Source organism: Zafaria sp. Z1313, from assembly GCF_050563205.1.
Taxonomy (GTDB): domain Bacteria; phylum Actinomycetota; class Actinomycetes; order Actinomycetales; family Micrococcaceae; genus JAZDCJ01.
The window spans coordinates 54,217-68,058 of the sequence record NZ_JBNWUK010000001.1 but is presented as its reverse complement, the minus strand read 5'-3'; the positions used below and the strand labels follow the sequence as shown (position 1 = coordinate 68,058).

At 71.6% G+C, this 13,842-nt stretch carries 14 protein-coding genes; 8 read left to right on the top strand and 6 right to left on the bottom strand.

What is annotated here, in order from left to right; genetic code table 11:
* The first annotated feature begins 17 nt into the window (after positions 1-17).
* On the top strand, positions 18-254 hold the full coding sequence (locus tag ACQ3I4_RS00360; protein WP_329859618.1) for a hypothetical protein: 237 nt from the start codon (positions 18-20) through the stop codon (positions 252-254).
* Between the two features lie 17 nt (positions 255-271).
* On the opposite strand, the gene purN is transcribed toward ACQ3I4_RS00360, so the two are convergent.
* Entirely contained in the window at positions 272-856 is a 585-nt protein-coding gene (purN, locus tag ACQ3I4_RS00355) for a phosphoribosylglycinamide formyltransferase (RefSeq protein ID WP_430632605.1), read from the bottom strand.
* Positions 857-878: 22 nt separating this feature from the next.
* Here purN and ACQ3I4_RS00350 point away from each other — a divergent pair, with 22 nt between their 5' ends.
* A complete protein-coding gene (locus ACQ3I4_RS00350; RefSeq protein WP_329859616.1) occupies positions 879-1,319 on the top strand; it encodes a hypothetical protein in 441 nt (146 codons plus the stop codon).
* On the top strand, positions 1,316-1,939 hold the full coding sequence (locus ACQ3I4_RS00345; protein ID WP_329859615.1) for a DinB family protein: 624 nt from the start codon (positions 1,316-1,318) through the stop codon (positions 1,937-1,939). Before ACQ3I4_RS00350 ends, ACQ3I4_RS00345 begins: the two co-directional genes overlap by 4 nt.
* Positions 1,940-2,110: 171 nt before the next feature.
* Here ACQ3I4_RS00345 and ACQ3I4_RS00340 read toward each other — a convergent pair whose 3' ends face one another.
* Together ACQ3I4_RS00340 and ACQ3I4_RS00335 are read right to left on the bottom strand one after the other, a co-directional pair.
* Entirely contained in the window at positions 2,111-3,361 is a 1,251-nt protein-coding gene (locus ACQ3I4_RS00340) for a cell division protein PerM (protein ID WP_430632787.1), read from the bottom strand.
* A gap of 154 nt (positions 3,362-3,515) precedes the next feature.
* The gene (locus ACQ3I4_RS00335; protein ID WP_329859612.1) at positions 3,516-4,265 is read right to left on the bottom strand and encodes a sulfite exporter TauE/SafE family protein; all 750 of its coding nucleotides are present in this window, start codon (positions 4,263-4,265) and stop codon (positions 3,516-3,518) included.
* Between the two features lie 125 nt (positions 4,266-4,390).
* On the opposite strand from ACQ3I4_RS00335, the gene ACQ3I4_RS00330 reads away from it, so the two are divergent.
* Positions 4,391-5,569 (top strand): glycosyltransferase family 4 protein, encoded by a 1,179-nt coding sequence (locus ACQ3I4_RS00330; protein ID WP_430632604.1) that lies wholly within the window; start codon positions 4,391-4,393, stop codon positions 5,567-5,569.
* A gap of 69 nt (positions 5,570-5,638) precedes the next feature.
* Here ACQ3I4_RS00330 and ACQ3I4_RS00325 read toward each other — a convergent pair whose 3' ends face one another.
* A complete protein-coding gene (locus tag ACQ3I4_RS00325; RefSeq protein ID WP_329859610.1) occupies positions 5,639-6,991 on the bottom strand; it encodes an MFS transporter in 1,353 nt (450 codons plus the stop codon).
* Between the two features lie 188 nt (positions 6,992-7,179).
* Here ACQ3I4_RS00325 and ACQ3I4_RS00320 point away from each other — a divergent pair, with 188 nt between their 5' ends.
* The 3 genes from ACQ3I4_RS00320 to ACQ3I4_RS00310 are packed head-to-tail and all read left to right on the top strand — an operon-like array spanning position 7,180 to position 10,820.
* The gene (locus ACQ3I4_RS00320; protein ID WP_430632603.1) at positions 7,180-8,052 is read left to right on the top strand and encodes a shikimate dehydrogenase; all 873 of its coding nucleotides are present in this window, start codon (positions 7,180-7,182) and stop codon (positions 8,050-8,052) included.
* 3 nt (positions 8,053-8,055) lie between these two features.
* Positions 8,056-10,008, top strand: a complete 1,953-nt coding sequence (locus ACQ3I4_RS00315) for a bifunctional sugar phosphate isomerase/epimerase/4-hydroxyphenylpyruvate dioxygenase family protein (RefSeq protein WP_430632602.1) — start codon at positions 8,056-8,058, stop codon at positions 10,006-10,008.
* A gap of 14 nt (positions 10,009-10,022) precedes the next feature.
* Positions 10,023-10,820: an IclR family transcriptional regulator domain-containing protein gene (locus ACQ3I4_RS00310; RefSeq protein WP_329859606.1), complete on the top strand. Its 798-nt coding sequence runs from the start codon at positions 10,023-10,025 to the stop codon at positions 10,818-10,820.
* A gap of 221 nt (positions 10,821-11,041) precedes the next feature.
* Here the strand turns inward: ACQ3I4_RS00310 and ACQ3I4_RS00305 are convergent, their stop codons facing one another.
* Both ACQ3I4_RS00305 and hpaH read right to left on the bottom strand, forming a co-directional pair.
* Positions 11,042-11,866, bottom strand: coding sequence for an HpcH/HpaI aldolase family protein (locus ACQ3I4_RS00305; RefSeq protein WP_430632601.1), 825 nt, complete (start codon positions 11,864-11,866; stop codon positions 11,042-11,044).
* Positions 11,851-12,636, bottom strand: a complete 786-nt coding sequence (gene hpaH / locus ACQ3I4_RS00300) for a 2-oxo-hept-4-ene-1,7-dioate hydratase (protein ID WP_430632600.1) — start codon at positions 12,634-12,636, stop codon at positions 11,851-11,853. Before hpaH ends, ACQ3I4_RS00305 begins: the two co-directional genes overlap by 16 nt.
* A 220-nt stretch (positions 12,637-12,856) precedes the next feature.
* Between hpaH and ACQ3I4_RS00295 the strand changes: the two genes are divergently transcribed.
* Positions 12,857-13,531, top strand: coding sequence for a DUF6318 family protein (locus ACQ3I4_RS00295; RefSeq protein ID WP_430632599.1), 675 nt, complete (start codon positions 12,857-12,859; stop codon positions 13,529-13,531).
* Positions 13,532-13,842: the final 311 nt, after the last annotated feature.

Here is a 13,842-nt window from a genome sequence, read left to right as displayed (position 1 = left end):
AAGGAAGGCACCGGCCCATGGATCAGCACATCATCGTGACCGTGGACGAGGACCACGCCGAGGACGTCGAGGGCGTCGCGGCCCGCCTGCGCGGGCTCGGCATGCAGGTCGAGAGCGTCCTCGGCTCGCTCGGCATGGTCTCCGGATCGGCGGACGATTCCTGCCGCCCGGCCCTCGAAGCCGTCGACGGCGTGGCCTCGATCGACATCCAGCAGGACGTCCAGATCGCGCCGCCGGACTCGTCCGTCCAGTAGCCACGCCACCGGCACGTTCAGCCGTCCCGGGGGTCCCGGCCGGCGGCCAGCTGGCCCAGCACGCGGATCAGCAGGGCGCGCTCCTGGACCTTGATCCGCTCGTGGAGGCTCTCCGCGGTGTCGCCGGGCAGGACCTCGACGGCGGCCTGGGCCAGGATCGGGCCGGTGTCCACGCCGGCGTCGGCGATGTGCACCGTGCAGCCGGTGACCTTCACGCCGTAGGCGAGGGCGTCGCGAACGCCGTGTGCTCCGGGGAAGGAGGGAAGCAGCGCCGGATGCGTATTGAGGTAGGTGCCGTCGAAGGCGTTGACGAACTCCTCGCCCACGATCCGCATGAACCCGGAGGACACGACGTAGTCCGGCGCGTAGGAGAGGCACTTCGCGGTCAGCGCATGGTTCCACTCGTCGCGCACGGCGTAGTCCTTGAAGTTCACGACGAACGTCTCGTACCCGGCCGCGGCGGCGCGTTCCACGCCATACGTCCCGTGCTTGTCGGCACCGACGGCGGCGATCTCGACCCCCTCGAGCGATCCTTCGGCGACGGCGTCGATGACGGCCTGGAGGTTGGAACCGGAACCGGAGACGAGGACCACGATGCGCATTGATCCAGTCTAGGCTTGGATCATGCCCTCGACGCCCACCCAGGACCGGTCCGCTTCCCCGCCGCGCGGGCCACAGGACGGCCGGCCGACGGCGCCGCGCCTGGCCGCGTGGACGCGGGCGGCGTTCCTGCTGGTCCTGCTCGCCTATCCGCTCTCGATGCTGCAGTTGCCATGGAAGGCGGCCGCCGTCGTCGTCGGCATCGCGGGCATCGCTGCGGGGGTCGTGGCCGCCGTCCTCGCCTTCCGCGGCCCCGCGCCGCTCGTGCTGCGGGTCTCGCTGCCGCTGGCCACGGCCGCCTGCCTCTTGTTCACGGCCTCGGCCGGCATGCAGCTCCTGTTCTACCAGCCCACGCTGGACTACGAGCGCTGCGTCGCCACGTCCGTCACGGACCGTTCGGCGGCTCAGTGCACCCGCGACTACGAGGACAAGCTGAGGCGTCTGGAAGGGATCTACGGAACATGAGCGGTGCAGGCGGCCCCCGGAGCGGGGAGCACGGGGAAGGAGCGGAGCGGGACGGCGCACAGCACGACGGCGCCGCGCGCGACGGCGCGGAGCAGGACGGGATCGTCCCGGACCTCAAGGACTGGACGTGGACCCTGGACCGGGCGTGCCCTGAGTGCGGCGCCGACGTCCGGGGCCTCTCGCCGCAGGACGTCGCGGCGCTCGTCCGCGAGAGCCTGCCGCGTTGGCAGCGGGCGCTCCTGGCCGGGCCGGAGCTGGTCCGCCGCCGCCCCGCGCCGGGGACGTGGAGCACGCTCGAGTATGCGGCACACGTGCGCGATGTCTTCCGGGTGATGCACTACCGCCTGGACCTGATGCTGACCCGGGAATCGCCGGAGTTCCCGAACTGGGACCAGGACGCGACGGCGGTCGAGGAGGACTACGCGGGGCAGGATCCGCGCACGGTGGCGACGCAGCTCGCCGCCGCCGGGCGGGGCTTCGCCGACGGGCTCGACGCCGTTCTGGGCCGCGAGCTCGCGCGCGCGGGCCTGCGCGGCAACGGCTCGGTCTTCACGGTCGAGACGCTCGCCCGCTACGCCTGGCACGACGTCGCGCACCACCTGTACGACGTCGGGGCCTGAGGCCCGCGACCGGCTCCCCGCACGCGGGGCCGGGGCCCGGGGCCCCCAGCTCCGTCTCGGCCTTCAGTGCCCGTCTCCCCGCGCGCGGGGCCGGGGCTATCCCGACGCCCCGGAACCGGTGCCCAAGCCCGCGGCGGCGCCACCGGCCGCGCGGGAAGCCGGGCCGAGGACCTAGTCCTCGAGGACGGGGTCGTGCTCGAGCATCGGTGCGGTGAGGGCGCCGATCATCGCCCCGACGGCGACCTCGGCCGCGAGCAGGAGGGCCGTCAGCCAGGGGTTCGGCCCGATCTCCGTCAGCCGGCCGATGCCGAGCGATCCGCCGGCGAGCCAGCTGCCGATCAGGGACACGATCCCGGCCACGGCGCCGGTGAAGAGCCCCAGCAGGAGCGTCGAGAGCGAGAGCGAGGCCCAGCGCGCAGTGATCTTCAGGGCCAGCCAGTCGTCGAGGTGGTCCTCGCCTTCGCGCAGGAACCACCATCCGGCGAGGAAGCCGGCGAGGACGGGCACGAGCATGAACACCCACGCGTTGCCGAGCTCGCCGGTGGGCAGCGCGCCCAGGACGGGCAGGGCCGGCAGCGGGCCGACGGTCGTCTCGAGGGTGCTGAGGGTGCTGCCCGTCCCGAGGACGACCCCTCCCCCGCTGATCCAGGCGAGCGTCCACAGGGCCAGGTTGGGCATCAGCCCGAGTTGGGCGATCGTCAGGACCGATCCGCCCACGGGGCCGGCCTGGAGCTGCTGGTAGATGTTGGAGATGTCGACCCAGCGCACGGCGAGGTCGATGGACAGCACGAGCGCGGCGAGTCCGAGGGCGGCGAGGTAGCCGAGCGATCCGGCGCGGACCACGGACCACACGTAGGACCCGGCCCAGCGCGAATGCTGGCTCGTCTTGGCGATCCATGCCGCGCTGTCCACGCCGATGAGCCGGGACCAGGATCCCGCCTCGCGGTAGGCGCCGACGACGACGCCGGCCCCGGAGGCCACGAGCGGGATGAACGCGGCCGCGGCGAGGTTCACGGAGACCTCCTCCGTGGGCACGGCGAATCCGGTCACGAGCCCGAAGAGCAGGTAGGCGCCGAGCGCTCCGGCGATGCCCTGCCACAACTGGTCGGTGTAGGAGGCACGGGCGATGCGCCGCCCGGCGCGCCACGAGAGGAAGAACGGAATCAGGGTCAGGCCGAGGGGGGTCAGGGACAGCGTGCCCGTCAGGATCTCCGCGGAGTCCGCGCCCTCCGGGATCGCCAGCTGCAGCGGCACGCCGTGCATCAGGAGCCAGGCCTGCCCGGCCAGCCGGAACACGTTCTCCAGCCTCAGGGCCTCGAAGCCGCCCGCGAACCAGACCGCGAGCAGCGGAACGACGACGAGCACGGCGCTGAGGAAGGCGCTCTGCAGGAACTCGAGCGCGCCCTGGAGCCACAAGGGCATGGGGATGCCCTCACGCAGCACCGACGCGAGTCCGTCCAGCGCGCCCTTGTGGTTCTTCGGTGGCGATCCGTCGTCGTTCCGGGGCTGCTCTTTCATCGTCTCCATGGTGCCACCCCGTCCCCTGCGGCCGGGGCAGCGACGCGGCACGGGCCGATCAGGCGAGCTCGATCAGGCCCTTGGCGAGCGCGGAGAGGGCCCCGGCGAAGGCGACGACGACCACGAAGAGTCGGGCGCTGCGGTCGCTCACGTGGCGCTGGAGGCGCTCCCCGCCGAGGATCCCGAGGATGATCGCCCCGGTGATCAGGCCCCAGGCCCACCAGTCCAGCAGCGGGAGCTGCTCGGGGTGGGTCGCGAGCTTGACGGAGACGGCCACGAGCCCGATGACCACGAAGAACGGCTGCAGGGTCGCCGCGAAGGGGCGTTGCGGCCACCGGGCCAGGACGGCGTAGGCGCTCACGGCGGGGCCGCCGACGCCGGCCATGGCGTTCGTGAGCCCCGCGAGGAGTCCCGCGCCGACGCGGACGGGCTTGCCGTCGAAGACGCGGTTGGCGCGGCTCAGCAGGAGGGAGAGCACGAGCGCGGCGAGCACAACGGCGCCGACGAAGACGGACAGCACCGCGGACGGCAGCAGCCCGGCGGCGACGGCGCCGGGAACCGAGCCGGCCACGGAGGCGAGCGTGAGCCAGCGGAACATCGACCAGTCGATGTCCTTCCACACGCGCGGGGCGATGAGGGCGGAGGACACGACGCCGCAGATGTTCACGAGGAACACGCCCGCATGGGGCCCCAGGAGCAGCACGAGGAACGGGGCGACGAGCATCGCGAACCCGAGTCCGGCGACGCGCTGGGCCACGGCTCCGACGACGATGAAGGCGAGGACGGCGGCGAGCAGGGCGGTTTCCACCCGGCCCAGCCTACCGACGGGCGGACGCCCCTCCGGCATCGGGACCGGGCTTCCGCCTCTGAACGTTCACGTGCGGCGTGCGTCGGGTTCACCGGCGGGAAACCCGCGGCGCCCACGCTGGAGGGGTGAAGATCGCTGTGGTCGCGGAATCGTTCCTCCCCCATATGAACGGCGTCACCAACTCCGTTCTGCAGCTCCTGGCGCATCTGCGCCGGACGGGACACGACGCCGTCGTGCTGGCCCCCGCGTCGTCCTGGGCCGGGCCGGCGTGGGCGGCGGAGCCGGCACCGGACACGGTCGAGGGCTTCCCCGTCCACCGGCTCCCCGCGCTCCCGCTGAACGGCTACCCCAACGTGCGGGTCGCGGCCGGCACCGTGGCCCGGGTGCGGCGGCTGCTGGCCGAGGCCGCCCCGGACGTCGTGCACGTGGCGAGCCCCTTCGTCCTCGGCTGGCGGGCCATCCAGGCGGCGCAGCAGCTCGGCCTGCCGACGGTCTCGGTCTACCAGACGGAGATCCCCGCCTACGCGGCCCGCTACGGCGCTCCGTGGCTCGAGCAGCTGCTCTGGAACCACGTGCGGACCATGCACGAGGCCTCGACCGCCACCCTCGTGCCCAGCAGCCATTCGATGAACCAGCTGCGATCGGCCGGCGTCCCGCGCCTGCGGATGTGGCGCCGCGGCGTCGACACGGAGCGCTTCCACCCGTCCCGCCGCTCCGAGGAGCTGCGCGCGGAGCTCGCCCCGGGCGGCGAGCAGCTCATCGGCTACGTCGGCCGCCTCGCCGCGGAGAAGCAGGTCGAGGACCTGGCCGTCCTGGATGCGCTCCCGGGGACGCGCCTCGTCGTGGTCGGCTCGGGGCCGCTCAAGGAGCAGCTGCGGCGGGCCCTGCCCCGCGCCCATTTCGCCGGTTTCCAGGGCGGCGTGGACCTGGCCCGCACGGTCGCCTCGTTCGACCTGTTCGTCCACCCGGGCGAGGCGGAGACGTTCTGCCAGACCATCCAGGAGGCCATGGCGTCCGGCGTCCCCGTGGTCGCCGTGGGCCGCGGCGGGCCGCTGGACCTCGTGGATTCGTCAAGGACGGGGTGGATCTACGCCCCCGGCGACCTCGCGGACCTGCGCCGGCGCGTCGAGGACCTCGTGTACGACGACGCCAAGCGCGCCGCGTTCGCGGCCGCGGCCCTCGCCTCGGTCCAGGGCCGCACGTGGCCGGCGTTGTGCGACGAGCTGCTGGGACACTACGCCCGCGCCATCGAGGTCACGTCCCGCCGCCTGCACGCCGAGGCCCTGCACCACATCGGGCTGTAGGACGGCGCTCCGGCGGCGTCCGACGGGCACCCGGGCCCGCGCGGGCGGCGCCCCGGAATCCGCCGGCCCCTAGGGCGCCGGGGCGGCCGCGACGCGCTTGAGGCCGAGCTCCGACGTCGGAATCCGGTAGCTCTCCCGGGCCGTCAGCGCCGAGCCGGCGGCAACGACCGCGATGATGGCGGTGAAGATGCTGATCGGCACCCAGCCGCCCGGCTCCAGTCCGCCCATGGCGGCGACGATCGACGGGGCGAAGCCGGCCATCAGGAAGCCGAGCTGCGTGCCGATCGCGAGGCCGGAGAAGCGCACCTTGGCGCTGAACATCTCGGCGTAGAAGGACGGCCACACGGCGTTCGCGGCGGCGTAGGCGCCGGAGAACACGGCGATCGAGAGCGCGAACTGGAGCAGCGTGTTCCCGGACTCCATGGAGAGCAGGTAGAACGGCATGACGGCCGCGCTGCCCAGGGCGCCGTAGACGAAGACGGGCTTGCGTCCGATCCGGTCGGCGAGCATGCCGAACAGCGGCTGGGTGCCCAGGGCCACGACGTTGCCGGCGACCACGAGCCACAGGGTGATCGACTCGTCGACGCTGCCGACCTGCTTGCCGTAGGTGATGGCGAGGGTCCCGTAGACGGTCGAGACGGCGGCGATGAACGCGCACAGCACCACGCGCAGCACGTCGCGCCAGTGGTCCCGCAGCAGCACGCCGACGGGGAGCTTGACGATCTCCTGGTTGGCCTTGGCCTTCTCGAACTCCGGGGTCTCGTGGAGGGACTTGCGGATGAAGTAGGTGACCACGACGACGACGGCCGAGAGCCAGAACGGGATGCGCCAGCCGATGCCGAACTTGATCTCGTCGGGCAGGGCGACGACGGGGATGAACACGAGCGCGGCGAGGATCTGCCCGCCCTGGGTGCCCGTCAGGGTCCAGGAGGTGAAGAACGAACGGCGGTCGTCCGGGGCGTGCTCGAGCGTCAGCGAGCTGGCTCCGGCCTGCTCGCCGGCCGCGGAGAGGCCCTGCATGAGGCGGGCCAGCACAAGGAGGCCGGGTGCGAGCCAGCCCACCTGCTCGAAGGTCGGCAGGCAGCCGATGAGGAACGTGGAGACGCCCATGAGCAGGAGCGTGAACATGAGGACCTTCTGGCGGCCCACGCGGTCCCCGAAGTGCCCCAGGACGACGGCGCCGACGGGGCGGGCGATGTAGGCGAAGCCGAACGTGGCCAGCGACATGACGGCCGCGTTGGCGTCGGCGTCGGGGAAGAAGACGTGCGGGAAGATCAGCGCGGCGGCGGCGCCGAAGATGAAGAAGTCGTAGTACTCGACGGCGCTGCCCATGAAGCTGGCGAGCGCGGCCCTGACCGGCGTGCGGCCCTGTTGCGGTTCCACGTCCGGCGACGGCGGCGTCGCGGTGGCTGCGTGGGTCATGGATTCTCCTTGGGACGGGGGGACGGAGTGGAGCGGGGGCTCCTGCGTCGAAAGATGCGCGCTATGCGCACATCTGTACGGAATGCGTACAATTGTGTCTAGAATAGATCCAGGTCACATCACACGCAACATCGCGTCACACTCTGCGAAAGAATCAGGTAACACCCGCCGAGGGAAAAGGACACCACGTGAGCACGACATCCGAATCGTTCCTGGTGGGGCTCATCGGCGACGGCGTCACGCCGTCCCTGACCCCGCCCATGCACGAGGCCGAGGGCGACGCCCAGGGCCTGCGCTACCTCTACCGCCCCGTCGACCTGACGCCGCTCGGCCGCGACGGCGCGGACGTCGGCGAGCTCCTGCGGGCCGGCCGCGACCTGGGCTTCAACGCCTTCAACGTGACCCACCCCTGCAAGCAACTGGTCCTGGAGCACCTCGACACCCTCTCCGACGACGCCCGCCGCCTCGGAGCCGTCAACACCGTGCTTATCCGCGACGGCCAGCTCCACGGCGAGAACACCGACTTCTCCGGGTTCGCCCACGCCCTGCGGACCGGGCTCGACGGCGCCGCCCTCGGCACCGTCGTCCAGCTCGGCGCGGGAGGCGCGGGAGCCGCCGTGGCCTACGCCCTCCTGGCCTCCGGCGTCGAACACCTGCGGCTCCTGGACCTCGACGCGGACCGGGCGGAGGAGCGCGCCGCCGCGCTGCGGGCCCTCTTCCCCGGGCGCGACGTCACCTCCGGTACGCCGGACGACGCCGCTGCCGCCCTGGCCACGGCCGACGGGCTCGTGCACTGCACCCCCGTGGGCATGCACCAGCATCCCGGGCTGCCCGTGGACGCGGCCCTCCTCGACGCGCGGCCCTGGGTCGCCGACATCGTCTACCGGCCCGTGGAGACGGAGCTCGTGCTCGCCGCCCGCGCGGCCAGCTGCCGCGTCCTCGACGGCGGACACATGGCGGTCGGCCAGGCCGTCGACGCCTTCCGGCTGATCACCGGGCGCGAGCCGGACGCGGAGCGGATGCGCGCGCACTTCCTGTCCCTCCTCGAGCAGGGGCTCTAGGCCATGCGCACCTCCATCGCCACGGTCTGCCTCTCCGGGACGCTCGAGGAGAAGCTGCATGCCTGCGCCGAGGCCGGCTTCGACGGCGTCGAGATCTTCGAGCAGGACCTGCTGGTCAGCCCGCTCTCCCCGGAAGAGGTGCGCGCCCTCGCCGACCGGCTCGGCCTGACGCTGGACCTGTACCAGCCGTTCCGCGACTTCGACGGCGTCGCCGAGGACGTGCTCGTCGAGAACCTGCGCCGCGCCGAGGCCAAGTTCCAGGTCATGAACCGGCTCGGGATCGACACCATCCTGGTCTGCAGCAACGTCGCCACGGCCACGATCGACGACGACGAGGTCATGGCGTCCCAGCTGCGCCGCCTCGGAGACCTCGCGGCCCGCTACGGCGTGCGGATCGCCTACGAGGCGCTCGCCTGGGGCCGCTTCGTGAACACCTACGGCCGCGCGTGGCGGATCGTCCAGCTCGCCGACCACCCCCACGTCGGGACGTGCCTGGACAGCTTCCACATCCTCTCCCGCGGCGACGACCCCTCCGGGATCGAGGACATCGACCCGGAGAAGATCTTCTTCGTCCAGCTCGCCGACGCACCCGTCCTGTCGATGGACATCCTGTCCTGGAGCCGCCACTACCGCGTGTTCCCGGGCCAGGGCGGCTTCGACCTCGCCGCGTTCCTCGTGCACCTGGTCCGCTCCGGCTACACGGGGCCCGTGTCGCTGGAGATCTTCAACGACGTCTTCCGCCAGTCCAACGTGCAGCGCACCGCCGTCGACGCCCTGCGCTCGCTGCAGTGGCTGCAGAACCGCTCGGGCCACCGGATCGCGAACGCGCTGGCCGCCGGCGCCGCCCCCCTGCCCGAGCCGCACATGGAGCTCACGCAGCTGCCCGTCGTGGAACCTCCGAGCGGGATCGACTTCGTGGAGCTGCGCACCGACGAGCCGGATGCCGTCGCCGAGGTCCTCTCCCAGCTGGGATTCGCCTTCCGCGGCCAGCACCGGCGCAAGGCCGTCCAGTTGTGGACGCAGGGCGCGGCGCGCGTCGTGATCAACGGGCAGCGGGCGCGTGCGACCGAGCCCAGCATCTCGGCCCTCGCGTTCCAGGTCGCCGACGCGCGCACCGGATACGAGCGTGCGCTCGAGCTCAAGGCGCGGCCCGTCGCCCGGCACAACACGGCCGACGAGGAGGAACTGCACGCCGTCCGGGCGCCGGACGGCACCGAGGTCTTCTTCGCCGCGGCCGGCACCGAACCGGCCTGGACCCGGGAGTTCGGCCCGGGCGCCATTCCGCCGTCCGGCGCGTCGAGCACCGGCCCGTCCCCGACCGGCACCGCCGCACAGGCGGCGCCGGGCACGGAAGGCACTGCGTCCGGCGTCGTACCCGGCGAGCTCATCGAGTCGGTCGACCACGTCAACCTGGCCCAGCCGTGGCAGGCCTTCGACGAGGCCGTGCTGTTCTACGAGAGCGTCCTGCGGCTCACCACGCGGCCCGGGACGGAGGTGCCGAGCCCCGCGGGGCTGATCCGCAGCCAGGTGGTGCGCACCGGCGACGGCGCGGTCCGGCTGGCCCTGAACCTGGTCCCCCACGCGCTCGACGCCGACGGCACGGCGCGCTCCTATCCCGAGCACGTGGGCTTCGCGACGCGGGACATCGTCGCGGTCGCCGAGCGCGCCAAGGCGGCGGGGATGGACTTCCTCCCGGTTCCGGCGAACTACTACGAGGACCTCGCGGCCCGCTTCCGGATCCCCGAGGAGGAGCTCGGGCTGCTGCGCCGGCTCGGGCTGCTCTACGACGAGGACGACGACGGGGCCTTCCTCCACTTCTACACGGAGACGATCGGGCAGGTCTTCTTCGAGGTCGTCGAGCGGCGCGGCGGCTACGATGGCTACGGCGCGCCCAACGCGCCCGTCCGCCTCGCCGCCCAGTTCGAGCGCTCGCGCCGTGGCGGCGAGAGGACCTAGATCCAAGGAGCCGCGTGAGCGAGGGCATCGAGCCGGGCAACGGCCACTACTACGTCAAGTCCGCCGAGAAGACGCTGAGCGTGCTGCTCGCGTTCACGGCCGCGGGCTCGGCGCTGTCGGTGACGCAGGTGGCCGAGGCGACGGACCTGAGCCGGGCGGCCGCCCGCCGCTTCCTGCTGACGCTGACCGACCTCGGGTACCTGAGCACCGACGGGACGCTGTTCCGGCAGACCCCGCGCGTCCTGGACATCGGGGCGGGCTACCTGGCCGGGCTGAGCCTGCCGCGCGTCGCCGAGCGTCACCTGGCCGAGCTCGCGCACCGGCTGGACGAGACGGCGACGCTGAGCGTGCTCGACGGCCAGGACGTGCTGTACATCGCGCGCGTCGCCGCGCCCCGGCTGCATACCGTCACGCTCAACATCGGCAACCGCCTGCCCGCCTGGGTGACGTCGATGGGCCGCGTGCTGATCGCGTCGCTGCCCGAGCCGGCGCGGGAGGAGTTCCTCGCGGGGATCGTCCCGCAGGAGTACACCTCCCACACGATCCGCGGCGTCGACGAGCTCCGGGCCGAGCTCGACGTGGTGCGCCGGCGCGGCTGGAGCCTCGTCGACCAGGAGCTCGACGAGGGGCTGCGCGGCATCGCCGTTCCCGTGATGCGCGGAGGCGACGTGCTGGCTGCGCTGAACATCTCCATCCGGGCCGGGCGTTCGGCGAAGGCCGCGGTGGCCGAGGAGCTCGTTCCGGCACTGCAGGCCGCTGCCGTCGCGATCGCCGACGACTTCGGCGGGCGCAGCCGGGCCGTCGCCAACTAGCGCGCTACCCCCGCAACGCGTTGGCGGATCAGGCCTCACCTCAGCCGCCCTACCCGCTCCCCCGCAACGCGTGGGCGGCTAGTGCTGCAAGACCCGGCCGGGGTCCGCGTGATCCGCACACGCGTTGGGATGACACCGTTGAACGCCTCGACATGGGTGCGGGCGAGCGCGTCGTCCGCCCACGAGTTGGCGTCCGGAGGCGAGGCGGGAGGAACCGCGGGCTAGTAGCTCGCCGGTGCGGCCCCGGCGTCGCTCCCGGTCCCGTCCGCCCCGATGAAGCGGGCCGCGAGGGCCTCGGTGCCCCGCGCGAGGAGCGCGACGTCGGCCCCGACGTTGACGAAGTCCGCCCCGACGTCGAGGTAGCGACGCGCGTGCGCCTCGACGAACGCGTTGACGCCGACGATCTTGCCGGCCGCCTTGACCGCCTCGATGGTGCGCAGGACGGCGTCGACGACGTCGGGGTGGTCCTGCTGGCCGAGCACGCCCATGCTCGCGGCGAGGTCGGAGGGGCCGATGAAGACGGCGTCGACCCCGTCGACCGCGGCGATCCCGGAGGCGTTGGCAACGGCCTCGGCGGACTCGATCTGCACGATCAGGCTGATGAACTCCCCGGCCCGGTCCAGGTAACCGGGCACGCGGTTCCAGCGGGCGGAGCGGGCCAGCGCGGAGCCGACCCCGCGGATCCCGGCGGGCGGGTAGCGGACCGCGGCGACGGCGGCGCGCGCCTGATCGGCGGTGTGCACCATGGGCACCAGGATGGACTGGGCGCCGAGGTCCAGGAACTGCTTGATCAGGACGGCGTCGTTGTCGGGGACCCGGACGACGGCGGCGCACGGGTACGCGGCGACGGCGCGCAGCTGGGCGAGGACGGACTCGAGGTTCATGGCGCCGTGCTCGGCGTCGATGAGGAGGTAGTCGAGGCCGGAGCCGGCGCAGATCTCGGCGATGCCGGCGTCGCCCGAGCAGACGAACATGCCGGCCACGGGGCGCGTGCGGTCGGCGAAGAGGTCCTTGAAGGACGCCGGAGGGTCTACTCGAAACGGCATGTCACGGTTCCCAGCGGTCCGTAGTCGGCGAAGACGGTGTCGCCCTCGTAGACCCACATCGGGCGGGTGAAGGAGCCGGCGAGGATGATCTCCCCGGCCTTGAGGCCGTCGCCGTGGGCGGCGATCTTGTTGGCGAGCCAGTAGACGCCGGCGCCGGGGTGGTTCAGGACGCCGGCGGCGACCCCGGTCTCCTCGACGGTCTGGTTCTTGTAGAGGATCGCGGAGACCCAGCGCAGGTCGACGTCGTGGGGGCGGACGGGGTTGCCTCCGACGACCATGGCGCCCATCGCGGCGTTGTCCGAGATGGTGTCCACGATGGTGCGGCCCTCCATCTCGATCCGGGAGTCCAGGATCTCGAGGGCGGGGACGACGTACTCCGTGGCATTGAGGACGTCGAAGAGGTTGGCGTTGGGGCCGTCGATGTCCTTGTTCAGGACGAAAGCGAGCTCGACCTCGATGCGCGGGTGGGTGTATTGGTCCCACTTCACCGTGCAGCCGTTCTCGAGGACCATGTCGTCGAAGATGATGCCGTAGTCCGGCTCGGTGATGCCCGTGGCGGCCTGCATGGCCTTGGACGTGAGGCCGATCTTGCGGCCGGCCAGGCGGCGGCCGTTCTCCTCGCTGCGCTGGCGCCAGAGGTTCTGGACCTTGTAGGAGTCCTCGACCGTCATGTCGGGGTACCGGGCGGTCAGCCGCGGAACGGGCGTGCGGGTGCGGCCGGCCTCGACGAGTTCGTCGGCGATGGAGGTGATCGTCTCATCATTGAGCATGCGTGGGGATCCTTACGGGTCTGGGCGGTGCGGTGGGAGGCGCGCGGCCGGTCCGAGCGGGCCCGGCCTCCGTGGGCCGGTCCCGTGCGGCAGGCGTGCCGTCCACCCAGTTCATGCTAGCCCGAGCCGCGACGGAGCGGCCTGTGGACAACTTCATATGCCGGGGAATTTCGCGATATGATGGATTGACACAACTTGTCAACACGAAGATGAGGACCGCATGGAACCGCCCTTCTCGACCACGCTGCGCCCGGCCCTGGCCACGGCCGCCTTGCTGGCTCTGGCCCTGACCGCGTGCAGCCCTTCGGCCGGCGAATCGCCGACGAGCGGGGCCGAGGACACGACGGCATCCACCACCTCGGCTCCCCCGACGAGTGCGAGCCCCACCGAGCCGGTTCCGGCCACCTCGACCTCCCCCGCCAAGAACCTCCCGAAGCCCGTCATGCCACCGGAGGCGAAGGAGTTCTCCAAGGAAGGCTACGAGGCGTTCGTGGAGTACTGGTTCGAGGCGCAGAACTACGGATTGGCAACAGGCGACCCTGAACCGTTCTCGGCGGTATCCGACGAGCGATGCGGGCTTTGCGCCCAGAGGTTGCAGGCGATCGAGACGTACAACGCCGATGGCGGTTGGGTTGTTGGCGGCGAGGTCTACGCCGAAAACTTCGTGACGCAGCTAGTCCCCGACGATCAGGAAATGTATCAAGGGCTCTTCATTCTCCGTCAAGAAGCCATTGCAGCCTTCGACGAAGAGGGCAACCTCAAGGATGGAACCAAGAAGGACGCGGTCAAGACGCCGTTCAACAGCTTTGCATTCTTCGACGAAGCAAGCGGCTGGAAGATGGCTGTCGTCGCCTCGGACGAGACGCTTGAGAAGATGACGGCGAACGATGGGTAGCTCATTCGCTCCCGCCGCGTCGCGCATCGTCGCTTCCTCGGTGCTCGCAGCCCAGATCTGGCTGCCTTTCACACAGTCATCTCCACCGTCCAAAAATTTGGAAGAGACGGTTGATGTAGACATGAGCGGCGGTGACGCCAACCTCGGATCGACATCGCCCGACGAATTCATCGTGCCGGGCCGGGGCGGGCCGCCACCCGGTCTAACAGAGAGCACAGGGGGCGAGGACGCCAAACCAGATCTCGACCGTGTCATCACCACTTGGGTTCCATACTGCATGGACCCCAATCTCGGGACTGGCAACATCGATT